Annotated in this window: 24 protein-coding genes; 4 read left to right on the forward strand and 20 right to left on the reverse strand. The window is 72.1% G+C overall.

All coding sequences use genetic code 11. From position 1 onward, the window contains the following. Positions 1-206: 206 nt before the first annotated feature. The 6 genes from ACGFIW_RS20100 to ACGFIW_RS20125 are packed head-to-tail and all read right to left on the reverse strand — an operon-like array spanning position 207 to position 6,949. Positions 207-1,544, reverse strand: a complete 1,338-nt coding sequence (locus tag ACGFIW_RS20100) for a glutamate mutase L (protein ID WP_393317679.1) — start codon at positions 1,542-1,544, stop codon at positions 207-209. A gap of 40 nt (positions 1,545-1,584) precedes the next feature. After that, complete coding sequence (locus tag ACGFIW_RS20105; protein ID WP_393317681.1) at positions 1,585-1,989, reverse strand: hotdog domain-containing protein; 405 nt, start codon at positions 1,987-1,989, stop codon at positions 1,585-1,587. Continuing rightward, complete coding sequence (locus ACGFIW_RS20110) at positions 1,986-2,735, reverse strand: OAM dimerization domain-containing protein (RefSeq protein ID WP_393318491.1); 750 nt, start codon at positions 2,733-2,735, stop codon at positions 1,986-1,988. Before ACGFIW_RS20110 ends, ACGFIW_RS20105 begins: the two co-directional genes overlap by 4 nt. A gap of 38 nt (positions 2,736-2,773) precedes the next feature. Next, positions 2,774-4,333, reverse strand: coding sequence for a lysine 5,6-aminomutase subunit alpha (locus ACGFIW_RS20115; RefSeq protein ID WP_393318494.1), 1,560 nt, complete (start codon positions 4,331-4,333; stop codon positions 2,774-2,776). Then, on the reverse strand, positions 4,333-5,895 hold the full coding sequence (locus tag ACGFIW_RS20120; protein WP_393317684.1) for an amidohydrolase: 1,563 nt from the start codon (positions 5,893-5,895) through the stop codon (positions 4,333-4,335). The genes ACGFIW_RS20115 and ACGFIW_RS20120 overlap by 1 nt, the downstream gene beginning before the upstream one ends. A gap of 4 nt (positions 5,896-5,899) precedes the next feature. After that, complete coding sequence (locus ACGFIW_RS20125; protein WP_393318497.1) at positions 5,900-6,949, reverse strand: zinc-binding alcohol dehydrogenase; 1,050 nt, start codon at positions 6,947-6,949, stop codon at positions 5,900-5,902. 154 nt (positions 6,950-7,103) lie between these two features. Here ACGFIW_RS20125 and ACGFIW_RS20130 point away from each other — a divergent pair, with 154 nt between their 5' ends. Beyond that, complete coding sequence (locus ACGFIW_RS20130) at positions 7,104-8,495, forward strand: KamA family radical SAM protein (RefSeq protein ID WP_393317687.1); 1,392 nt, start codon at positions 7,104-7,106, stop codon at positions 8,493-8,495. A 50-nt stretch (positions 8,496-8,545) separates the two neighbouring features. Here the strand turns inward: ACGFIW_RS20130 and ACGFIW_RS20135 are convergent, their stop codons facing one another. The 3 genes from ACGFIW_RS20135 to ACGFIW_RS20145 form a co-directional block, all read right to left on the reverse strand. Then, positions 8,546-8,971 carry a hypothetical protein gene (locus tag ACGFIW_RS20135; protein WP_393317690.1) on the reverse strand — a complete coding sequence of 142 codons (426 nt, stop codon included), beginning with the start codon at positions 8,969-8,971 and terminating at the stop codon, positions 8,546-8,548. Then, positions 8,937-9,215, reverse strand: a complete 279-nt coding sequence (locus tag ACGFIW_RS20140; protein ID WP_393317693.1) for an RNA polymerase sigma factor — start codon at positions 9,213-9,215, stop codon at positions 8,937-8,939. The genes ACGFIW_RS20135 and ACGFIW_RS20140 overlap by 35 nt, the downstream gene beginning before the upstream one ends. A 148-nt stretch (positions 9,216-9,363) precedes the next feature. Further along, complete coding sequence (locus ACGFIW_RS20145) at positions 9,364-9,912, reverse strand: TetR/AcrR family transcriptional regulator (RefSeq protein ID WP_393317696.1); 549 nt, start codon at positions 9,910-9,912, stop codon at positions 9,364-9,366. 113 nt (positions 9,913-10,025) lie between these two features. On the opposite strand from ACGFIW_RS20145, the gene ACGFIW_RS20150 reads away from it, so the two are divergent. Then, a complete protein-coding gene (locus ACGFIW_RS20150) occupies positions 10,026-10,970 on the forward strand; it encodes an NADP-dependent oxidoreductase (RefSeq protein WP_393317698.1) in 945 nt (314 codons plus the stop codon). A gap of 3 nt (positions 10,971-10,973) precedes the next feature. Here the strand turns inward: ACGFIW_RS20150 and ACGFIW_RS20155 are convergent, their stop codons facing one another. The 3 genes from ACGFIW_RS20155 to ACGFIW_RS20165 all read right to left on the reverse strand — a co-directional run bounded on the left by ACGFIW_RS20155 (position 10,974) and on the right by ACGFIW_RS20165 (position 12,517). Beyond that, complete coding sequence (locus ACGFIW_RS20155; protein WP_393317701.1) at positions 10,974-11,636, reverse strand: polysaccharide deacetylase family protein; 663 nt, start codon at positions 11,634-11,636, stop codon at positions 10,974-10,976. Between the two features lie 276 nt (positions 11,637-11,912). Then, a complete protein-coding gene (locus ACGFIW_RS20160; protein WP_393317703.1) occupies positions 11,913-12,248 on the reverse strand; it encodes a YnfA family protein in 336 nt (111 codons plus the stop codon). A 74-nt stretch (positions 12,249-12,322) separates the two neighbouring features. After that, entirely contained in the window at positions 12,323-12,517 is a 195-nt protein-coding gene (locus ACGFIW_RS20165) for a CsbD family protein (protein ID WP_124856785.1), read from the reverse strand. A 156-nt stretch (positions 12,518-12,673) separates the two neighbouring features. Here ACGFIW_RS20165 and ACGFIW_RS20170 point away from each other — a divergent pair, with 156 nt between their 5' ends. Then, positions 12,674-13,285: a histidine phosphatase family protein gene (locus ACGFIW_RS20170; RefSeq protein WP_393317706.1), complete on the forward strand. Its 612-nt coding sequence runs from the start codon at positions 12,674-12,676 to the stop codon at positions 13,283-13,285. Here the strand turns inward: ACGFIW_RS20170 and ACGFIW_RS20175 are convergent. The 3 genes from ACGFIW_RS20175 to ACGFIW_RS20185 form a co-directional block, all read right to left on the reverse strand. Beyond that, on the reverse strand, positions 13,215-13,721 hold the full coding sequence (locus ACGFIW_RS20175; RefSeq protein WP_393317709.1) for an Lrp/AsnC family transcriptional regulator: 507 nt from the start codon (positions 13,719-13,721) through the stop codon (positions 13,215-13,217). The genes ACGFIW_RS20170 and ACGFIW_RS20175 overlap by 71 nt on opposite strands. A 92-nt stretch (positions 13,722-13,813) precedes the next feature. Continuing rightward, a complete protein-coding gene (locus ACGFIW_RS20180) occupies positions 13,814-14,956 on the reverse strand; it encodes an acyl-CoA dehydrogenase family protein (protein WP_393317712.1) in 1,143 nt (380 codons plus the stop codon). Continuing rightward, positions 14,953-16,062: a M24 family metallopeptidase gene (locus tag ACGFIW_RS20185; RefSeq protein WP_393317715.1), complete on the reverse strand. Its 1,110-nt coding sequence runs from the start codon at positions 16,060-16,062 to the stop codon at positions 14,953-14,955. Before ACGFIW_RS20185 ends, ACGFIW_RS20180 begins: the two co-directional genes overlap by 4 nt. Positions 16,063-16,261: 199 nt before the next feature. On the opposite strand from ACGFIW_RS20185, the gene ACGFIW_RS20190 reads away from it, so the two are divergent. Continuing rightward, entirely contained in the window at positions 16,262-17,629 is a 1,368-nt protein-coding gene (locus ACGFIW_RS20190) for a glycosyl hydrolase family 18 protein (RefSeq protein ID WP_393317718.1), read from the forward strand. 37 nt (positions 17,630-17,666) lie between these two features. Here ACGFIW_RS20190 and ACGFIW_RS20195 read toward each other — a convergent pair whose 3' ends face one another. The 5 genes from ACGFIW_RS20195 to ACGFIW_RS20215 form a co-directional block, all read right to left on the reverse strand. After that, positions 17,667-18,554, reverse strand: coding sequence for a winged helix-turn-helix transcriptional regulator (locus tag ACGFIW_RS20195; protein ID WP_393317721.1), 888 nt, complete (start codon positions 18,552-18,554; stop codon positions 17,667-17,669). Between the two features lie 196 nt (positions 18,555-18,750). After that, positions 18,751-19,401, reverse strand: a complete 651-nt coding sequence (locus ACGFIW_RS20200; RefSeq protein ID WP_393317724.1) for a hypothetical protein — start codon at positions 19,399-19,401, stop codon at positions 18,751-18,753. A gap of 17 nt (positions 19,402-19,418) precedes the next feature. Continuing rightward, positions 19,419-20,309, reverse strand: coding sequence for a WXG100 family type VII secretion target (locus tag ACGFIW_RS20205; RefSeq protein WP_393317727.1), 891 nt, complete (start codon positions 20,307-20,309; stop codon positions 19,419-19,421). Next, the gene (locus ACGFIW_RS20210; RefSeq protein WP_393317730.1) at positions 20,306-20,632 is read right to left on the reverse strand and encodes a type VII secretion target; all 327 of its coding nucleotides are present in this window, start codon (positions 20,630-20,632) and stop codon (positions 20,306-20,308) included. Before ACGFIW_RS20210 ends, ACGFIW_RS20205 begins: the two co-directional genes overlap by 4 nt. After that, on the reverse strand, positions 20,629-21,045 hold the full coding sequence (locus ACGFIW_RS20215) for a hypothetical protein (RefSeq protein WP_393317732.1): 417 nt from the start codon (positions 21,043-21,045) through the stop codon (positions 20,629-20,631). Before ACGFIW_RS20215 ends, ACGFIW_RS20210 begins: the two co-directional genes overlap by 4 nt. Between the last annotated feature and the right edge of the window lie 282 nt (positions 21,046-21,327).

The raw sequence follows: 21,327 nt of genomic DNA on the forward strand, positions 1-21,327 counted from the left end.
GCCGCCCCGCCGACCCCCGCCCGCTGGACCTGGCCGCCGCGACGATGACGCTGAAAAATGTCGCTCGGCCAGCGGACGAGAGGACGAAGCGAACAACAGCCGCTTCCCGTGGTAGGACTCAAAGACGGTACGTGTCGACCCCCGTCGGTTGTCAACCCACCCGGGCCTGTCGTGTGTTGCGCCACGGCGTGTCGGGTCGGCGAGTCTCAATGTGCGCGCAGATGGTGACGCAGCAGCGCCTGCGCCGCCGCCCGGTGTTTCCCGGCGAGCAAACCCCCGGCGGCCAGCACGTAGTCGACGTCGACGACCCCGGCGGCGGCACGGGGCAACGCCCACCCGCCGGCGTGGTCGGCGAGGACCGCCGCCAACACCTGCCCGGACGCGTCGGTCGGCGCGTGCCGCAGCACCCCACCGGAGCCCACCAGCAGCCGCACGTCGCGCAGGTCCCGCCCGGCCCGCTCACCGGTGGCGGCACCCCGGGCGTGCCGGCGCAACGCCACAGTCGCCGCGAGGGTGGCGATGCGGGCGTCGACGGCCCGCTCGACGTCGTCCACGGCCAGAAACGCCGGGTCGGCCGCCCGGCGTGCCGCGGCGGCGCCCAGGTCGGCGGACTCGCCCGCGGTGAGCAGCCGCTCCTCGGCGGCGGCCCGCACCACCCCCGGGGCGCTCCACCGCACGCCCAGGTCACCCTCCACCGTGCGGGCCCGCCACAGGCTGCCGGCGACCTCGCGGCCCGGCCCGGTGGCCCGCTCGTCCGGGGTGAGCACCGAGTACACGTCTGTGGTGGCACCACCCACGTCGACCACGGCCAGGTCACCGCCGAGGGTGTCGGCGAGCACCTCCACACCGGTGAGCACCACGTCGGGGGTGGCCGCGCGCACCAGCCGCGCGAACCGGGTGGCCCTCGACAGCCGTTTCCCGCCGATCACGTGGCGCAGGAACACCGCGCGGATCGCCGCCCGCGCCGACGCCGGGGCGAGCACCCCGATGCGCGGCAGGACGTTCTCCGCGCCGGTCACCGGCACCCCGGCGGCCTCCAGCAGCCCGATCGCGGGCGCGCGGACGTCGGCGTTGCCCGCGTACACCACAGGCACCCGCCACCGGGCCCGGGCCAGGCGGGTCGCGTTGTGGGTGACCGTCTCGGCGTCACCACCATCGGTGCCCCCGACCAGCAGCACCACGTCGGGTCGGGCCGCCCGCAACGCCGTCAGGTCCGCCGCGCCGAGCCGACCCGCCGCGACGTGCACCACGTGCGCGCCGGCGGACAACCCGACCCGCCGGCCCGCCTGCGCGGTGACCAGCGGCTCGTAGCCGACCACGGCCAGCCGCAGCCCACCGCCGGCCGACGAGCACACGTACCACGGCACGTCGCGCACCCCGAGCCCGGCGGTGGCCGCCGCGACCGCGGCGTCCAGGCCGTGCAGCACGTCGGTGCCCACCGTGGTCGGCGCCGCCGCCGCGCCGACCAGGACACCGGCGGCCAGGTCCACCACCGCGACCTTGGTGTACGTGGACCCGACGTCCGCGCAGACCGCCAGGCTCACGGGTTTCCCTGTTCGCGACTGCGGGGCTCGCAACCCCGGCTCACTCCTCGCGACTCACGCTGGCGGGCACGACCACGGTGCCGGTCGCGGTGACCGCCACGATCGGCGGGTCCAGAACCTCCGCGGCGGACGCGGAGCGGTCCGGGCAGCCCCGGCACACCACCACACAGGACAACTCCAGGGTGCGGCTGCGGGTGCCGACCCGCGACACCTGCGCGGTCACCTCCACCACGTCACCGGCGCGGATCGGGGCGCTGAACCGCACGTCGGAGTACCCGGCGAACAGGCCCTCGTCACCGTCGGTGCGGATGCACACCTCCGTCGCGACGTCCCCGAACAGGGCCAGGGCGTACGCCCCGTCGACGAGGTTGCCCGCGTAGTGGGCGTGCGAGTACGGCACATACCGCCGGTGCGTCACCGTCAACCCGAGCCGTTGGTCGGTCATGCGTTCGCCTTCCGCTGCGTGATCAGGGCGTGCACGAGGTAGCTGGCCACCTCGCCCGGGGTGGTGCCCCGACCGAAGATCCGGTCCACGCCCAACTCGCCGGTCATCGTCTCGTCGAACCGGGGACCGCCGACGATCAACAGGGGCCGCTTACCCGCCGGCATCGCCTCCCGGAACGCCGCCGACATCTCCCGCGTGTTGTGCAGGTGCGCGTCGCGTTGGGTGACCACCTGCGACACGAGCACCGCGTCGGCCTTCTCCACCCGGGCGGTCTCCACCAACTCCGGCACGCTGACCTGCGCACCCATGTTGGTGACCTTCAACTCCCGGTAGTACTCCAGGCCCTTCTCCCCCGCGATGCCCTTCACGTTGAGGATCGCGTCGATGCCCACGGTGTGCGCGTCGGTGCCGATGCACGCCCCGACCACCGACAGCTTGCGCCGCAACCGCTGCTTGATCACCGTGTTGACGTCCTTCGCCGACAGCAGCGCGAAGTCACGCTCCACCACCTGCACCGCGTTCAGGTCGACCAGGTGGTTGACCCGCCCGTACACCACGAAGAACGTGAACCCGTCACCCATTGGCTTGGCGTGCACCACCATCGCCGGGTCGATGCCCATCTTGTTGGCCAACTGCACCGCCGCGCCCTCGGCCCGCTTGTCGTGACCCACCGGCAGGGTGAACGACACTTGCACCATCCCGTCACCGGTGGTGTCCCCGTACGGCCGCACGATCTGCCCGCTCACGCCGCCGCTGTGCTGGCCGGTTCGCTCGCTCCGCTCGCTCACGCGGCGGCCTCCAGGATGTCGGTGGCCGGGTTGCAGTAGTCGGCCTCGTGCGCGGCGACCCCGTCCAGGCCCTTGCCCCGGTCGGCGGGCCGCTTCATGATCCCGAAGGTGCCCTCGGCGATCGCCGTGAGCAACGTCTGCTCCCCGATGCGCTCCAGCAGATCCAACGCCTCACCGAGGACCTGGTTGGCGCGGCGGCGGATGAACCCGCCCGGCGCCGGCACGAAGTCCTCGTGCAGCCCACCGGCCGCACCCAACACGTAGCGCACGTTCTGCAACGCGATGTCCCGATCCGACAACCACGGCGTCACCACCGCCTCGGTCATCATCCCCACCAGCAGGATCCCCTGACCGGTCAGCGCACCCGCCAGGTTGAAGAACCCGTCGAGCAGGTTGCCCCGGAACACGTCACCGGTCATGTGCTTCGTCGGCGGCATCCACTTCAACGGCGCGTCGGGGAACAACTCCCGCGCCAGCAGGGCGTGCGCCAACTCCAACCGGAACGACTCCGGCACCTCCGGGTTGATCTCGAACGCGTGCCCCAACCCCAACTGCCAGTCCGCCAACCCCGCCTCGTGCGCGAAGAACTCGTTGAGCAACTGCGACACCGTCACCGTGTGCGCCTCGTCGACCGCGTCGGCGGTGGTCAGGTAGTTGTCCTCACCGGTGTTGATGATGATCCCCGCCCGGGCGTGCACCTGCCGGGAGAACCGCTGGTCGACGAACGTGCGCACCGGGTTGATGTCGCGGAACAGGATCCCGTACATCGAGTCGTTGAGCATCATGTCCAGGCGTTCCAAACCGGCCAGGGTCGCCATCTCCGGCATGCACAACCCGGACGCGTAGTTGGTCAACCGCACGTAGCGGCCCACCTCCTTCGACGACTCGTCCAACGCCGCGCGCATCAACCGGAAGTTCTCCTGCGTGGCGTACGTGCCGGCGAACCCCTCCCGGGTCGCACCCTCGGGCACGTAGTCCAGCAACGACTGCCCGGTGGAACGGATCACCGCGATCACGTCCGCGCCGGCACGCGCCGCCGCCTGCGCCTGCGGAATGTCCTCATAGATGTCACCCGTGGCGACGATCAGATAGATCCACGGCCGCTGCCTCGGATCACCGTGACGCTTCACCAGCCGGTCCCGCTCGGCACGCCGCCGGTCGATACGCCGAATCCCCGCACCGACCGCCCTACGCGCCGCCGACCGGGCGGCCGTGGCCGCCCGACCGGGCGGCACGGCGAACCGCACCGACCCGGCAGCGGCCTTCTGCGCCAACAACGTCACATCCGCCAGACCCTCCCGGGTCAGCGCGTCGAACACCGGCACCGCCACCCCGTGCCCCAACCCCACATCCGCGGTGACCGCGTCGACGAGCCGGTTGACCCACGGGATGCCGTCCGGGTCGGCACCGGTCACCCCGGCCAACCGCAGCACCGCCCGCTCCACCGACACCGTCGTGTGGCTACGCGCCAGGTCCACCACCGGCTGCCCGGCCCGCCGCGCCAACTCCCGCGCCCGCGCCACCAACACCGGATCAAGATCAAGCTTCCCGGTCATCATGACCCTTCCTCGTAGATGACCTCACCGCGCAGCACCAACCGCCGGCACACCGGCAACGGCGTCGGGTCGTCCGGACCCCGCAACTCCGGATCCTCGGCCAGCAACACCGGCAGACCCCGCTCCACCCCCGCCGGCGTCGACCACACCGCGAAAGTCGCCGGCGCACCCAGCGCGAGCACCCCCTCGGCGTCCAGGTGCACCGCCCGCCACCCACCACGGGTGTGCGCGGCGAACGCCGCCCGCACACTCATCCGCTGCGCCCGGTTGTGATGCGCCGCCGCCGCCCGCACCGACCCCCACGGGTCCAGCGGCGTCACCGGCGAATCCGACCCGAACGCCAACGCCACACCCACCGAATGCATCGCACCCATCGGATTCGACTCCAACGCCCGGTCCAGACCCAGCCGCGACTCGTACATCCGACCCGCACCACCCCACAACCTGTCGAACGCAGGCTGCATGCTCGCCACCACCCCGTACTCCACGAACCCGGCGATCAACCGCTTGTTCATGACCTCCGCGTGCTCGATACGGTGCCGCGCCGCACGCAACCGCTCCACACCCACCGTCCGCGCCGCCTGCGCGAACCCGTCGAGGACCGTGCCGATCGCCGCGTCACCGATCGCGTGGAACCCACCCTGCACACCGTGCGCCGCGCAGTCCAGCAGGTGATCACGCACCTGCTCAGCACTCAGGTAGGCGTGCCCACACCCGTCACCGTCGCCGTACGCCTGCGACACGTGCGCCGTACGCGCACCCAACGCCCCATCGGCGAACAGGTCACCACCGGCACCCACCGCACCCAACTCCCGGGCCCGCGCCGCACCACCCAACTCACCCCAGTACCCGTACACCTCCGGCAACCCCGCACCCGAGATGCCCAACAGGCCGATGAAGTCCTCCTCGTCGGAGATCTCCGGCCCACCGCACTCGTGCACGGCCGCGATGCCCAACGACGCCGCGTGCGACAGAGCCACCCGCTGCGCGGCGACCCGCTGCGCCCGACTCACCGACCCCTGCGCCGCCGCCCGCACCACGTGATGCGCGTCGCGACGCAACCACCCCGACGCGTCGTAACCAGTCACCCCCACCACCTGCGGACACGCCGCCAACAACGCCGACGACACCAACGCCGAATGCAGCGACGCCTGCGACACGTACACCTGCCGCCCACCGGCCGCCCGGCCCAGCGCCGCCGCGTCCGGCACCACCGCATCCGACCAGGTCGACTCGTCCCAACCGTGCCCGAGCACCACCGCGTCCGCCGGCAGACCCGCCGCGAACCCGGCCACCGCGTCCAGCAACTGACCCGCCGAGCGCACCCCGGCCAGATCCAGCCCGGACAACGCCAGCCCGGTGTCGGTGGCATGCACGTGCGCGTCGACGAACGCCGGCGTCACCAACGCACCACCCAAATCCACCACACGGTCGGCCGGCGGCGCGTCACCGCCGGTCCCCAACCAGGTGATCCGCCCACCGGACACCAGCAGCGCGGTGGCGCTCGGGTCGGCAGGGCAGTGCAACACGCCGCCGCGGTACAACGTCGAGGGGTTCGTCATGACCTCAGTGTGCCGCGATCCGCGCCGCGAACAGCTGACGCACCCCCGGCTCGGAACGCAGCAACCCCAACGCCAACTCCGCGTGCCCCGGCACGTACCCATTGCCCACCAGCATCGTCACGTCCGCCGCCAACCCCTCGGCACCCAACGCCGCCGCGGAGAAGCTCGTCGCCATCGAGAAAAAGATCACCGTGCCGCCGTCCGCGGTGGCCAGCACCGCCCCGTGCTCACACCCCGGCACGTCCACGCAGACCACCGTGACGTCCGCCGGCGCCCCCAGGGCCGTGGTCACCGCCGTGGACAAACCCACCGGGTCCCGCGCGTCGGCCACCGCCACCACCGACGCCAGGCCGGCCGCCGTCAGCGCGTCGCGCTCCACCGCCACCGGCACCACCCCGACGGTACGCGCGGCACCCGCCCGCCGCGCCGCGGCGAGGGACAGCGACCCGCTCTTGCCCGCCCCGCCGATCACCGCGACCCGCACCGGCGTCGGATCACCGGTACGCCGACGCTCCTCGACATAGCGCGACACCACCCGGGCGGTCAGCGCGGGCGCCCCACACACGTCCAACACCGCCAGGGACAACTGCGGATCCTCGTCCTCGGGCAGCACCGCGGCGATGGACCGCGCGAACAGGATCGCCCACCCGTCACACGGCACCTGCTCGCTGCGCCCGTCCCAGCGGACCAACCCATCGGTGATCACCAACGGCGTCAGGGTCAACGACACCAGGGTGGCGACCCGCTCCCCCGCCCTGAGCCCCAACGGGGACCGCCGACCGGCCTCCTCGACAGTGCCGATCAGCATCCCACCCGACCCGGTCACCGGGTTCTGCATCTTGCCCCGCGTGGAGATGATCTCCAGCACCTCGGCGCGCACCGCAGCACCGTCACCGCCGTGCTTCTCCGACAACTGCCGGAAACTCGCCGCGTCCAGGTTGAGCCGCTGCACCCGGATCCGCACCTCGTTCGGCGCGATCGCCGCCGACGCGTCCAGGCGCCAAGCCGCCTGCGGCAGCACCCCCGCCGGTTGCACGACGCGGTGCAGTCCCACCGGTGACGTCACGCCAACCCTCCCCTGCCCAGCCGCTCGAAGCCCCGGTCAAGGCTCGCGTAACGGGAAAACTTACGGCAGACTAATTTCTTCGCCGGATATTTTCCAGTAGCGTTCCGGCTCCGATGATCAGCAGCACCACCGAGGAGGGGCCGTGACCCAGACCATCCCGCAACCCCGTCACGCCCCGGTCGGCACACCGACCGCCGGGCAGCCGTACGAATACGTCCGCCGCCCCCTCATCGAACCCGACTGGACCCGCTTCCCCGGCTGGCGCCACGTCACCCGCGACCAGTGGGAATCCGCCCAGTGGCAACGCGTCAACTGCGTCAAGAACACCAAGCAACTCCGCACCGTCCTCGGCGACCTCGTCGACGACACCTTCTACACCGACCTCGAGGCCGACCAGTTGGCCCTGGCCACCATGTCCATGCTGGTGCCACCACAAATGATCAACACGATGGTGCCGTTCACGACCCCCACCACCGAGGCGTTCCTGGCCGACCCCATCCGCCGCTACATGATCCCCGTCGCCTCCGACCGCCGCACCGACTGGCCGTCACACCCCTACGCCAGCCGCGACAGCCTCCACGAGCACGACATGTGGGTCGCCGAAGGTCTCACCCACCGCTACCCCACCAAGGTCCTCGCCGAACTACTCTCCACCTGCCCGCAATACTGCGGGCACTGCACCCGCATGGACCTCGTCGGCAACTCCACCCCCGCCGTCGACAAACTCAAACTCACCCTCAAACCCGTCGACCGCTACGACGCCCACATCGCCTACCTCAAGGCCCACCCCGGCGTCCGCGACGTCGTCGTCTCCGGCGGCGACGTCGCCAACGTCCCCTGGCGCAACCTCGAGACGTACCTCATGCGCCTGCTGGAACTGGAAACGGTCCGCGACATCCGCCTCGCCACCAAGGCCCTCATGGGCCTGCCCCAGCACTGGCTGCAACCCGACGTCGTCGAGGGCCTGGAGCGCGTCGCCCGCACCGCCGCCCGCCGCGGCGTCAACCTCGCCATCCACACCCACGTCAACCACGCCCAGTCCCTCACCCCACTTGTCGCCAAGGCCGCACAGACCGCCCTCGACGTCGGCGTCCGCGACGTCCGCAACCAGGGCGTCCTCATGCGCGGCGTCAACGCCACCACGCCCGAACTACTCGACCTCTGCTTCGCACTCCAGGGCGAAGCCGGCATCCTGCCGTACTACTTCTACATGTGCGACATGATCCCCAACGCCGAACACTGGCGCGTCCCGGTCTGGCACGCCCAGCAACTCCAGCACGACATCATGGGCTACCTCCCCGGCTACGCCACCCCCCGCATCGTCTGCGACGTCCCCTTCGTCGGCAAACGCTGGGTGCACATGCTCACCGACTACGACCGCGACCGCGGCATCTCCTACTGGACCAAGAACTACCGCACCTCCATCGAGTCCGCCGACCTGGAGGCGCTCAACAAGCGCTACGCCTACTACGACCCGATCGACACCCTCCCCGCCGACGGCCAGCAGTGGTGGCACGACCACCGCGAGGACTGACCCACCGACGGCGGCACCCCCGGATTCCCCCGAGGTGCCGCCGTTCCCCGTCACCGGCAGCCCAGGGCCTGCACATACCCGGCCCGCACCGTCCCCGCCGAGACCTCGTCGGCGTACTCCCAGAACACCTCCGCCCAGTCACCGGCCCCGTCCAGGCCCCGCAGCACCCGCCACCCGTGGCTGCCCCGCAACGCGTCCGCGGCCCGCCGCACCGCGGCCACGTCCCCGCTCGCCCGCGCCCGCTGCCACTCCGCGATCCACCCGCACCCGACCCGGGACGTCACACCCACGCCGAACTGGGACGAGTCACTCACACCGATGCCCTCCAGCGAGGCGCCATCCAACCCGGGCGGCACCGGCATCACCATCTCCGCCGGCAGCGCAGCCAACCACGTCCGCACGTCCACCCGCACGATGTCCACGAGAACCCGGTCCAGGTCCTCACGCCACCAGTTCCCGCAGGTACTCATCTCCACGAACACGTCGTCGCGGGGAAAGCCGCTCCGGCACCTCACTCCCCGGATCCGTGACCGCAGCAGAAATCTGCTGGCGCAACCGCTCACCGAGACGCTGCCGACGAACACCACCACGGTGCTGGTTGGCCAACACCCGCCGAGCCACCCCGTACAACCACAGCCGCGCCTCCCCGCCGACCGGCATGTCCTGCCGGCGACGCCACGCCACCAGGAAGGTCTCCGCGACGACGTCAGCCGCGTCCACCGGATGCGCGACCCGCGCAGCGCGTACGCCAACAACGACTCGAAGTCCTCGGCATACGCCCGCCGGAAGCGGTCCTCGTCCTGCTCTGTCCCCGAGCTCACGTCCAGTCCATGTCCGGTGCGACCACAACCGTCACAGCCCGCACCAGTCAGGCGCGGATACCGGCGAGCACGAGACCGGCGACCCTACCGATCACCTGGGCACTCGTCGTCGCCGGCAACCGCCGTAGCGACGCAATGGCCAGCAGGCCGGCCCGGACATCGCCCACGTCGACGCCGTCGCGCAGCACACCCGCGGCCTGCGCCCGTACGACGAGCACATTCAACGCCTGCGCATGCTCCCGCCGCTCCTCCTGGAACGCCGCACCCAGCTCACCCGGCCCCAACAACGCCTCGTTGAGCGCCAGGTCATGGATCTGCCGCTCAGCGAACTCGCGCACCACCCCCGACAGCGCCCGCCACGGGTCCGGGTCGTCGAGCGCGCGGCGCATCCGCACACCGCAGTCCTCGACACGCTCTGCCAAGACCGTCGCGACCAACTCCGTACGCGTCGGAAAGTGCCGGTACAGGGTCGCCACCCCCACCCCAGCCCGTCGCGCCACCTCCCGCATGGGCACCTCGAGCCCCGCCGACGCGAACGCCGCCCGCGCCGCCGCCACCACCCGATCACGGTTGAACCGGGCATCGGCACGCTGCATCTGAGACATCCTCGGCCGGCCTCCCTCTCACTTGACCCCACAACGGAACAGCTGCTCCGTTTCCCGTCTACGGTACGAACACCGCCCCGTCACCCCAGGCAGAGGAGCCCTTCATGTTCGCCGTCCAGTACGACCGGTTCGGTGGCCCCGAGGTACTCCACCTCGGCACCACCGACGCGCCCCACCCCCGGGCCGGCCAGATCCGCATCCGCCTCCAGGCCGCCGGGGTCTCCCCCGTCGACGTCGGCCTCCGCTCCGGCCGCACCCCGATGAGCGCCCAACTACCGCTGCCCCACATTCCCGGGGTCGACGCGGCCGGCATCGTCGACGAGATCGGCAGCGACGTCGACGATGTGACAGTCGGCGACCACGTCTTCGGCATCGTCGAGCTGGCCAGACTCGGCGGCGCGAGCGCACAGTTCGCGGTACTACAGCTCTGGGCGCACAAGCCCATCACCATGCCGTGGGCCCAGGCGGGCGCGGCGGGCACCAGCATCGAGACCGCCACCCGAGCCCTCGACCTGCTGGACCTACGGCCCGGCCTGACGCTCCTCGTCGACGGCGCCGCTGGTGGCGTCGGCAGCATCGCCATCCAACTCGCCGCCGCCCGAGGCATCAACGTCATCGGCACCGCCCGCGCCGACAACCACGACCTCCTCCGCCAGCTCGGAGCGACACCGCTCACCTACGGCCCCGACCTCACGAACCGCCTCGACGCCCTCGGCGTGACCCGGGTCGACCGCGCCCTCGACGTCGCCGGCGCCGGGTCCCTGCCCGAACTGCTCCACCTCACCGGCGACCCGACAGCGGTCGTCACCCTCGCCGACTTCACCGCCCCCACGCACGGCGTCCGCCTGTCGATGGGGCAACTGGCGGGCGAACCCGACGGCCGCCACGGCCTGCCCGCAGCAGCCGAACTGTTCACCAAGGGCCGGTTCAGGGTGCCGATCGACGCCGCCTTTCCCCTCGAGAAGGCGGCCGACGCGCACCAGGCGGCCGAAGGCGGATCCCGCCGCGGCAAGATCGTCCTGACTGTCGACGACGTGCGGGAAAGCTGAGCCTCAGCCGCCGGCCAGCACCTCGGACAACGGCGCCGGCTCCAGCCCTCGCTCGCGCAGCCCGGCCAGGATGTGCGGCAACGCCTCGTCGGTCATCGCCGCGTTCGCCTCGGTCACGTGCATGATCACCACCGACCCCGGGCGGACGTGGTCCAACACCGCCCGCACCAGCGGCTTCCACGCGGTCGCGAAGGGATCACCACTGACCACGTCCCCGTCGACGACGGTCACACCCAGCGGCGCCAGGGCGTCAAGCGTCACCGCGTCATGGCACAGCCCCGGAAAGCGGAAGTACCGGGTCTGCCGACCCCCGTACGGCTTGATCACCTCGAACGTCTTCGCCACGTCCCCGGCCAACTTGTCCACCGGCAGCGAGGGCAGGTCATAGCAGTCGGCCGTGAACGCCGCGTGCCCGTAGGTGTGGTTGGCCAACTCGAAGCGCGGGTTCCCGGCGATCCGCCGGGTCACGTCCGGATACCGCTGCACCCACTTGCCGGTCAGGAAGAACGTGGCCGCCACCTCGTCGCGCTCCAGCAGGTCGAGGATGCGCAGGTTGGCGTACGACTTCACCCGACCGGCACGCAGACTGGCCAGCATCCCGTCGGTCATGTCCGCGTCGAAGGTCAACGCGACCCGGTTACCGCGACGCGGCCCGTGATCCACCACCGGTGCCCGGGTCCCCACCCGCGTCGCCCCCGGGACGGCCGACGCCCTCTGCGGCGCGCTGGGACCGACCGACGGGGCGGCCGTGGTGGCGGACGAGCCAACGAAGGCCGGTCGCTCCGTCGAGGGCACCCGGGACGCCGAGCACGCGGCGCTGCCCAGAACAGCCACCGTCACCAGTACGCCCCACCCGAAGCGAAGCCGAGATCGATTCACGCCGCAGATCATCGCAGAAGCGAAGAGCACTCACCGTCCCCGAAACTCAGGGCAGCAAGGACCTCAGGCGCCACGGGGGGCGTACATGATGACCGCGACGCCGAGCAGGCACAACGCCGCACCGGCCACGTCCCACCGGTCCGGGCGAAAGCCGTCCACCACCATCGCCCAGCCCAACGAACCCGCCACGAACACCCCGCCGTACGCGGCCAGGATCCGGCCGAAGTGCGCGTCCGGCTGGAACGTGGCGACGAACCCGTAACAGCCCAACGCGACCACACCGGCGGCGATCCACCACAGGCCCCGCTGTTCGCGCCAGCCCTGCCACACCAGCCAGGCGCCACCAATCTCAGCCAACGCCGCCAACGCGAACAACACCAGGGAACGCAGCACCGTCACCGGCCGACCCTAGCCGCAGACAGCGACGGGCCCCCGGGCGACAGTGCCACCCGGGGACCCGTGGACCGCCCAGGTCACTTCGTGAACGAGTCCTTCATATTGCGACCGGCGTCCTTCACGTTCTGACCGGCCTGCTTGGCGCGGGCGTCGCTCTCCTGGCTGGCGCCCTCGCCACGCATCCGCTCGTTGTCGGTCATGTCGCCGACGCGCTCACGCGCGGCACCGGCCATCTGTTCGACCTTGTTCTTGGCCTTCTCGGTGAAGCTCATCGCGCCTCCTCGGTCTGGCGGTTGTCCCGGCTCGCTTGCCCGGTCTTCCGGTGCCGAAACCGGTGGTGCCGGTCGGCACACCCGCTAAGGCATCCTAGGAAGATAGGTTGAGGGAGGGTCGCCTGCCGGGGCCGGTCACGATGGTTAACTTGCCGCATGGGAGAGCTCCTGCTGATCCGGCACGGCGAGACCACCTGGAGCGCCAGCCTGCGGCACACCTCGTACACCGACCTGGAGCTGACCCCCGACGGCGAGCGACAGGCGCGCACCCTCGCCGCGTTCCTCGCCGGGCGGCGGTTCGCGACAGTGCTGGCCAGCCCCCGCTCCCGGGCGCTGCGCACCGCGCAGCTGGCCGGGCTCACCGTCGACGCCGTCGACGAGGACCTCAGCGAGTGGAACTACGGCGAGTACGAGGGCCGCACGACAGTCGACATCCACGCCGACCACCCACACTGGAACATCTGGACCGACGGCTGCCCCGGCGGCGAGTCACCCGCGCAGGTCGGCGAACGCCTCGACCGGGTGCTCGCACGGGTCACCCCGCTGCTCGACCGGGGCACCGTCGCACTTGTCGGGCACGCGCACAGCCTGCGCGTGCTCGGCGCGCGCTGGATCGGCCTGCCCCCGTCCGCCGGCGGACGGCTACGCCTGGAGACCGCCACGGTCAGCGCGCTCGGTCACGAGCACGGCCGGCAGGTCATCCTGCGCTGGAACCAGCCTGCTCCTCCGGCGCCCGGGACCGCGACCGACTCGGTGCCGCCCCGCTGATCTTCGGCGGCCGATTCTCGTACGGGGTGGACAGCACCACGGTCGTCCGGGTCGTCACGTTCGCCGAGGTGCGAATCTCCTGGAGCACCCGCTCCAGGTCGGTCGGGCTCGCCACCCGCACCAGCAGCAGGTAGAAGTCCTCCCCCGCCACCGAGTAACACGAGTCGATCTCGGGCAGGTGGGCCAGCCGCTCCGGCGCGTCGTCCGGCTGCGACGGGTCGAACGGGCGGATCGCCACGAACGCGGTCAGCGGCAGGTCCAGTGCCTCGAACGACACCCGGGCGGCGTACCCCTTGATCACCCCACGCTGCTCCAGCCGGCGCACCCGCTGGTGCACGGCGGACACCGACAACCCCACCTTCTCGGCCAGGTCGGTGTACGACAGTCGGCCGTCGGCGGTCAGCGCGGCGACGATAGCGCGGTCGATCTCCTCCACGGCGTGCAACCTACCGGGAAAACGGCCCGACGGCGACGAGGTACCCGCCGGGGCGGCGGCCGGTGGACCCACCGCCGCCGCCCCGGCGCTGCTCAGCCCTTCGCCAGCGACCGGGAAATCACCATCCGCTGGATCTGGTTGGTGCCCTCCACGATCTGCAACACCTTGGCCTCGCGCATGTACCGCTCCACCGGGTGATCGGCCACGTAACCGGCGCCGCCGAGCACCTGCACCGCGTCGGTGGTCACCCGCATCGCCATGTCGGTGGCGAAGAGCTTCGCCTTGGCCGCCTCGATCGCGTACGGGCGGCCGGCGTCGCGCAGCCGGGCCGCGGCGAGGGTCAGCGCGCGGGCGGCGGAGATCTGGGTGGCCGCGTCGGCGAGGAGGAAGCCGAGGCCCTGGAAGTCGATGATGGACCGGCCGAACTGCTGCCGCTCCCGGGCGTAGGAAACCGCGTAGTCCAGGGCCGCCTGGGCCAGACCGACCGCGCAGGCGGCGATGCCCAGACGACCGGAGTCGAGCGCGGACATGGCGATGGTGAAGCCCGCGCCCTCGCCGCCGATCAGCCGGTCGGCCGGCACCCGCGCCTCGTCGAAGACGATCTGCGCCACCGGGGAGGCGCGCAGCCCCATCGTCCGTTCGGCCGCCTGCGGGTTGATGCCGACCGTGCCCGCGTCCGCGAGCAGGCAGGAGATCCCCTTCGGCCCGGGTCCGGACGTGCGGCAGAAGACGTTGTAGAAGTCGGCGGTCCGCGCGTGGGTGATCCAGGCCTTGGTGCCGGACACCAGGTACGCGTCGCCGTCGCGAACCGCCCGGGTGCTCAGCGCCGCCGCGTCCGAGCCACCCTGCGGCTCGGAGAGGCAGTACGCGCCCAGCAACTCGCCGCCGATCAGGTCCGGCAGCCGCTTGCGCTGCTCGTCGCTGCCGAACGCGAACACCGGGTAGCAGGACAGGGTGTGCACGCTGACCGCCTCGGCGACCGCGAGCCAGCGGCTGGCCAGGATCTCCAGCACCTGTAGGTACACCTCGTAGGGCTGGGCCGCGCCGCCGTACTCCTCGGGGTAGGGCAGGCCGAGCAGGCCGGCACGGCCGAGGGCCCGGAGCACCTCGCGGGGGAACTCGGCGCGCTCCTCGAAGGCGGCGGCCTTCGGCGCGAGCTCGCGGTCGGCGAGCTCGGTGGCGAGACCCAGCAGGTCGTGGGCCTCGTCGGTGGGCAGGATCCGGTCGACAGTCATAGCGCGATGAGCTCCGTGGGGGTGGTGTTGAGCCGTTGCACGCCGTCCGTGGTGCAGACGACGATGTCCTCGATGCGGGCGCCGTGCCGGCCCGCCAGGTAGACGCCCGGTTCGATGGAGAACGCCATCCCGGCCTCGATCGGGCGGTCGTTGCCGGCCACCAGGTAGGGCTCCTCGTGACCGTCGAGACCGATGCCGTGGCCGGTGCGGTGCAGGAACGCGGGGCCGTAGCCGGCGGCGGCGATCGGGTCGCGGGCCGCGGCGTCGGCCGCCGCACCGGTGATCCCGGGCCGCACCGCGGCGACCGCGGCGCGCTGGGCGTCGTGCAGCACCGCGTAGTAGTCCAGGAAGTCCGCCGGCGCCGGCGCACCCACCACGTAGGTGCGGGTGCAGTCCGAGCGGTACCCCGACGCCATCGTGCCGCCGATGTCGACCACCACCGGCTCACCGGCACCGATCGGCCGGTCCGAGGTGCCGTGGTGTGGGCTGGCCCCGTTGGGTCCGGCCGCGACGATGACGAAGTCGACGGTGACGTGCCCGGCGGCCCGGATCGCCGCGGCGATGTCGGTGGCGACCTGCGCCTCGGTGCGGCCGGGCCGCAGCCACCGTCCCATCCGCAGGTGCACCTCGTCGATCGCCGCGCCGGCCTCGGCGAGGGCCGCGACCTCCGCCGGGGACTTGCGGATCCGCAGCTCGCGCAGCACCTCGCCGGCGAGGCGTTGCGCGGCGCCGGGCAGGGCCGCGCGCAACGCGAGGACCTGCTCGGCCCACATCCGGTCGGCCAGCCCGACCGCCGCGACCGGCCCGCCGAGTGCGGCGACCACCAGGGGGTACGGGTCGGCGCCGTCGACGTGGTCGACGATGCGCACGCCGGTGGCCGGTGCCGCCTCCGCCGCCGGGCGTTCCAGCCGGGGCACGACGAGGGTCGGCTCACCCACGGCGGGCAGCACCAGGCAGGTCAGCCGCTCCCCCGCGTGGGCGTCGTACCCGGTCAGGTACCGCAGGTCGGAGCCGGGTGTGAGCAGCAGGGCGTCCAGACCGGCGGCGGCGGTGGCGCGCTGCGCGGCGATCAGCCGGTCGGGCGGGTACAGCTCGTCGATTCCCACCCCAGCAGCTTAACGGTCGTTTGGGTAAACCCCCATATCGGTTCCGGCGCGGGTAAATCCACGGACGTTGATTGACGCGGACAGTTAACACTCTTTAAGATTTGGCTGCCTCGAGGCCCACCCGTTCCTGCGTCCCGCACCGCCCGCCCGCGACAACCCGCGTGGGCGGGTGTCGTCCCCCGCCACGGGAAGGCCCCCGATGTCCTCACCCCTGCGCCGCGCCCTCGCCGCCGGCCTCCTCGCGCTGGCCACCGCCGGCGCCACCCTCACCGTCACCACCACCGCCGCACAGGCCGTGGTGCTGCCGAACAACTTCAAGAGCGTCGGCTACCTGCCCTCCTGGGCCGGCGACATCAACACCATCCAGTACAACAAGCTCACCCACATCAACTACGCCTTCGTCCTGCCGAACAGCAACGGCAGCCTCCAGGGCGTGGACGGCGGCCGGCTCTCCTCGCTTGTCTCGCGGGCACACGCCAACAACGTGAAGGTCTCCATCGCCGTCGGCGGCTGGAACGACGGCAACGACTCGGCGTTCGAGGCCCTGGCGGCCAACTCCGGCAGCCGGACCACCTTCGTCAACAACCTGGTCAACCTCGTCAACCAGTACAACCTCGACGGCGTCGACATGGACTGGGAGTATCCCGACCCGGGCGCCTCGGCCAACAACTACACGGCGCTCATGACGCAGCTCGGCAGCGCCCTGCACAGCCGCGGCAAGCTGCTCACCGCCGCGGTCGTCTCCGAGGGCTACTCCGTCGACGGCGTCCAGACCGCCGTGTTCAACCAGGTCGACTGGCTCAACATCATGGCGTACGACGGCGGCAACCCCCACGCCAACTACGACTGGTCGATCAACAGCATCAACCTGTGGAAGGCCCGCGGTCTGCCGGCCAGCAAGGCGGTGCTCGGCATCCCGTTCTACAGCCGCCCGGTCTACTACAACTACTCGTACCTCGTCGGCCTGGACCCGGCGAACGCCAACCGGGACTGCGCCACCATCGGCGGCTCGCAGCAGTGCTGGAACGGCATCCCGACGGTCAAGCGCAAGACGCAGTGGGCGATGGCCAACGCCGGCGGCGTGATGAACTGGGAGCTGAGCCAGGACACCAGCGGCTCCACCTCACTGCTCAGCGCCATGTACGACACCATCATGGGCGGCACCACCCCGCCGCCGACCGGTCGCACCGGCCGGATCACCGGCCTCGGCGGCAAGTGCGTCGACGTGGCGGCGGCCAGCACCGCCAACGGTGCCGCCATCCAGCTCTACGGCTGCAACGGCACCAACGCCCAGACCTGGACGGTGGCCGGTGACAGCACGCTGCGCGCCCTCGGCAAGTGCGCCGACATCGCCAGCGGCTCCACCGCCAACGGCGCGAAGGTCCAGCTCTGGGAGTGCAACGGCAGCGGCGCCCAGGTGTGGCAGGCGCAGTCCAACGGCACGTTGCGCAACCCGCAGTCGAACAAGTGCCTGGACGTCACGGACAACAGCTCCGCCGACGGCACCCGGTTGCAGATCTGGGACTGCTTCGCCGGCGCCAACCAGCGCTGGACGCTCCCCGCCTGACCGGACGGTCCGCCCGGTCCCCGGCCGACGCCCCGCGTCAGCCGGGGACCGGCGCGTGCGCGCGGGCCAGGGTGAGCATCTCCCGCACCGAGCCGGCCGGGTCGGTGACCGGGAACTGCACGGCGCGCACCACCGCCGTCGGGTCGACGAGCAGCGTCAGCCGCTTGAACCGGGTCATACCGCCGGCCCGGAAGACCGGCAGCAGCAGTCCCGCGGCCAACCGGCCGTCCTGGTCGGACAGCAACGGAAACGGCAGCCCGGCGTACGCGGCGAAGTCGGCGAGCTGGTCCGGGCGCTGGGTGCTGATCCCGTGCACCCGCACACCGGCGGCCTGGAAGTCCGAGTGACTGTTGGCGTACGTGCTCGACTCCAGGGTGCAGCCCCGGGCACCGGGGATCTCCGCCCAGCCCGGCGGATAGCCGGGCGTTCCCGGCGCGTACGCCCCGGGGAAGAGGTAGAGGACCGCCCAGGTGTCCATCCTCGCCAACGCGACCGGCAGACCGTCGGGACCGGGCAGGACCACCTCGGGCAGTCGCCGCCCGACCAGGTGGTGCGCCCGGCGCGCCTCGGCGGAGTCGGCGTCGGCCGTCGCGGTCAGCTCACCGTCACCCATGAGATGCCTCGTCCCCCAGTCCTGTAGGGCGATCAGCACCGGCAGCAGCCCCTCGCCCCGCGCGGTGAGCAGGTAGTCGTAGCGCGGTGGGTGTCGCGAGTAGGAGCGGCGCTCCAGCACCCCGTGCTCGACCAGGGCGGCGAGGCGTTCGGTAAGCGCCCGCCGGCTGACGCCCAGCTCACGGTGCAGCGCGTCGAAGCGGGTCGTCCCGCCGGCGACGTCACGCACGATGAGGAACGTCCACCAGTCCCCCAGTACGCCGAGCGCCTGCGCGATGCCGCAGTCCGCGTCGGCGAGATCCTCTCGCCGCACCCGCTACCTCCGTCGGTCTCACCCGACTATAGTTCGTTCCATATTGGAACGCACTGGTCCGACGAACGGGGGTCGACGACACGCGCGTCGACGATCGGGCCGGAGCCTTTCGACGCTGGCGGACCGCCGGTACGACAGGCACGGTCGGCTCGGCGGTCGGCTCGGCGCCGCCGCCCGTCGGGCGGCGCCGACGCGATCACCCGGCGCGCGACGACGCCATCCGGTGCGCGGTGGCGGCGTCCGGTGGGCCGAGCACGATCCACGAACCGTCGGCGAAGAGCAGGGCGAGACGCCCGATCGTGCCGCCGGGCAGCGCGTCGAGGCGGACCAGCGACTCCAGACCCACCTGCCAGGCCACCTCCAGTGGCACGTCCCGGTCCACCGGGCCGGGCCCCTGCCAGGCCGCCCGCACCTGGTTGGCCGCCGCCGCGAGGCGATCCCGCAGACCGCCGCCGGCGGGTGGCTGCGTCTGGGCCGGTCGACCGCCCTGGCGGCGCAGCACCAGCACACGACGGTCCGTCAGAGCCAGCACCTGGGCGACCGTGGGCTCGGGCAGTCGCTCGTCCAGCCCGACGCCCACCGAACCCGGCGGGCCGCCGAGCACCCCGTTGCGAGCCGCCTGATACCACTCCACCCCGGGCCCGGTGGAGGCGGTGACCCCGACGGCATCCCAGGCCAGCCCCTCCGCCACCCGCAGCGGGTTCAACTCGGCACGGAACACCTCCCCCGCCGAGCGGCGGCCCGGCACGCGGGTGAACCAGCACGCCTCCCGCAGGGTCTCGCCCGGGGCCAACACGGCCCCCACCTGAGCGAGCAGCTCCGCTCGTCGCGCCGCCTGCTCGTCCATCGTCGATCCTCCCCGCGTCACGGCGCCCGGTCGGCTGCCGGGTCCGTCCACGAACTCACCGTACGCCGCCAGCGGCTGCCGTCGCCGTCGTCACCGCGGCGCCGATCCTCGTACTCGTCGGCGGAGGAGTTGATGACCATGTCGCCGACCGACTCCAACCCCTCGCCGACGATCGACCCGTCCAGCGGGGTGGCGAGCTTGATGCCCACCTTCAGCCAGTGCTTCGGGCCGTACAGCTTGTTGATGGTCCACGCGGCGATCTTGCCAACGGTGCCCAGCGCCTTGAGCGCCTCCATCATCGCCTTGTACGCCTCCAGCGCCCGGTGCAGTTGCGCCAGGATCCGGGTGGTCCGGCTGACCGCGATGCCGGTCTCGGCCGCCGAGGCGACGGCGGCCGCCGCCTCGGACGCACCGGCGGTGATGATCGCCAGCGCCTGGGCGGCGAGCCAGGTGATCACCAGCCACTCGACCAACTCCCGGATGATGGTCCGGATGATCTCCTCGCAGTCGCGCAGGTCCATCGCGGTGTCACCGAGGCTGTCGGCGGTCCGGGCCATCTCCGCGGCAGCCGCTTCCAACCCCTGCACCAGCGCGTCGATCCGCCGGGCGTACGCCTCGGCCGCCTGCCCGGTCCACTCCGGACGCAGCGCGTCCAGGCCCTGCCGCTCCTGCTCGGCGACCTGCCGCAGCTGGGTGGCGGCGTTGCGCCAGGCACCCGCGTGCGCGTCGAGCTGGTCGGGGTCGCCGACGCACAGCTCCAGCAGTTGCAGCAGCGGCCACACGAACGGGTAGAGCAGCGCGTCCAACCCGGTGTTGAGCGCCTCGGAGGCGGGACTGGTCACCTGGTCCCAGGTGTCCCGGGCCTGCTGGTAGCCCTTGGCGACGTCGACGGCGTTGGGCTGGGTCATGACCGCTCCGGGTACTGGCTCGCCAGGTGGTCGGCGTTGCCCGAGTCGGTGTGCTCGTACGCCTCGGCGTTGGTGTGCAAACCGTCGGCGAGGTCGTGCAGGTACTCGACGAGGGCCTGTAGCGAGGTCACCTCGTCGGCCACCCAGCCGCGGTAACCGGCATCCAGGCCGGCCATCTGCCCGATCACACCGAAGAGGTTGCCCTGGGCGGTGGCCGACTCGACGGTACGGGCTGTCGACTCGGCGGCCCCGGCCACGGCCTCCTGACCGGCGGCCGCCGCGCGCAGCGCCGCCGGCTGGACGGTGAAGCCGTCGCCGCTCACCGACGCCGGCCGAACTGGTCGTCGGCGGAGTCGAGTTGCTCCGCGGCCGCACGGAACCGGCCCTTGTCGACCGCCCGGTCGACCATCGACCGCACGTCGACGGCCCCGCCGGTGGCCGGGCCGACCAGCTCCTGGACCACCTCGGCCTGCCGTCGCCCGGCCTCGGCCGCGGCCTCCCGCTGGGTCGCCACGATGCGCTCCGCCAGCTCCTGCGGCCCCAGCCGCAACGCGGAGGTGCTCAGCGTGAGCCGGACCGGCATCCCCCCGGGTGCCACCACCGCGACGATGCCCTCCGGGGACTGCGCCTCGCCGTAGAGTCGCTCGGGGTCGTCGCCGAGCTCGGCCAGCCCCGCGAACCGCTCCCGTGTGTCCGCCACCAACCGCCCGAACCAGGCCCGGGTCTCGTCACTCACACTCACCGTCACCCCCGTCAGAACCGTACGAGCGACGAGCGTACCGATGCCGGTCCAACCTGGCTGTCCCGTGCCACGGCCCGGCGTGCGCACGGATCCGCCGACGCCGGGGTTTTCCCCTTCGAGCGACGGACGGGGCCATAGCCTGGATCCGGGGGTGGCCGCGCGGGCCCCCCGCCGGGGGGGTCACGGGGCAACCAACGAGGCGAACCCGACGGCCCCCCCCCCACGCCGGGAGCGGTGGGGCGGGGGCCGCGCGCGCGGCGGCCGGGGGCAGCGGTT

Origin of the sequence: Micromonospora sp. NPDC048935 (assembly GCF_043197875.1) — a bacterium.
In the GTDB taxonomy this organism is placed as follows: domain Bacteria; phylum Actinomycetota; class Actinomycetes; order Mycobacteriales; family Micromonosporaceae; genus Micromonospora.

Bases quoted from the DNA above. Each gene is read 5' to 3' on its own strand.
- ACGFIW_RS20105 (WP_393317681.1), bottom strand. From the start codon at position 1,989: ATGACCGACCAACGGCTCGGGTTGACGGTGACGCACCGGCGGTATGTG.
- ACGFIW_RS20115 (WP_393318494.1), bottom strand. From the start codon at position 4,333: ATGACCGGGAAGCTTGATCTTGATCCGGTGTTGGTGGCGCGGGCGCGG.
- ACGFIW_RS20120 (WP_393317684.1), bottom strand. From the start codon at position 5,895: ATGACGAACCCCTCGACGTTGTACCGCGGCGGCGTGTTGCACTGCCCT.
- ACGFIW_RS20145 (WP_393317696.1), bottom strand. From the start codon at position 9,912: ATGCAGCGTGCCGATGCCCGGTTCAACCGTGATCGGGTGGTGGCGGCG.
- ACGFIW_RS20150 (WP_393317698.1), top strand. From the start codon at position 10,026: ATGTTCGCCGTCCAGTACGACCGGTTCGGTGGCCCCGAGGTACTCCAC.
- ACGFIW_RS20165 (WP_124856785.1), bottom strand. From the start codon at position 12,517: ATGAGCTTCACCGAGAAGGCCAAGAACAAGGTCGAACAGATGGCCGGT.
- ACGFIW_RS20170 (WP_393317706.1), top strand. From the start codon at position 12,674: ATGGGAGAGCTCCTGCTGATCCGGCACGGCGAGACCACCTGGAGCGCC.
- ACGFIW_RS20180 (WP_393317712.1), bottom strand. From the start codon at position 14,956: ATGACTGTCGACCGGATCCTGCCCACCGACGAGGCCCACGACCTGCTG.
- ACGFIW_RS20190 (WP_393317718.1), top strand. From the start codon at position 16,262: ATGTCCTCACCCCTGCGCCGCGCCCTCGCCGCCGGCCTCCTCGCGCTG.
- ACGFIW_RS20200 (WP_393317724.1), bottom strand. From the start codon at position 19,401: ATGGACGAGCAGGCGGCGCGACGAGCGGAGCTGCTCGCTCAGGTGGGG.
- ACGFIW_RS20205 (WP_393317727.1), bottom strand. From the start codon at position 20,309: ATGACCCAGCCCAACGCCGTCGACGTCGCCAAGGGCTACCAGCAGGCC.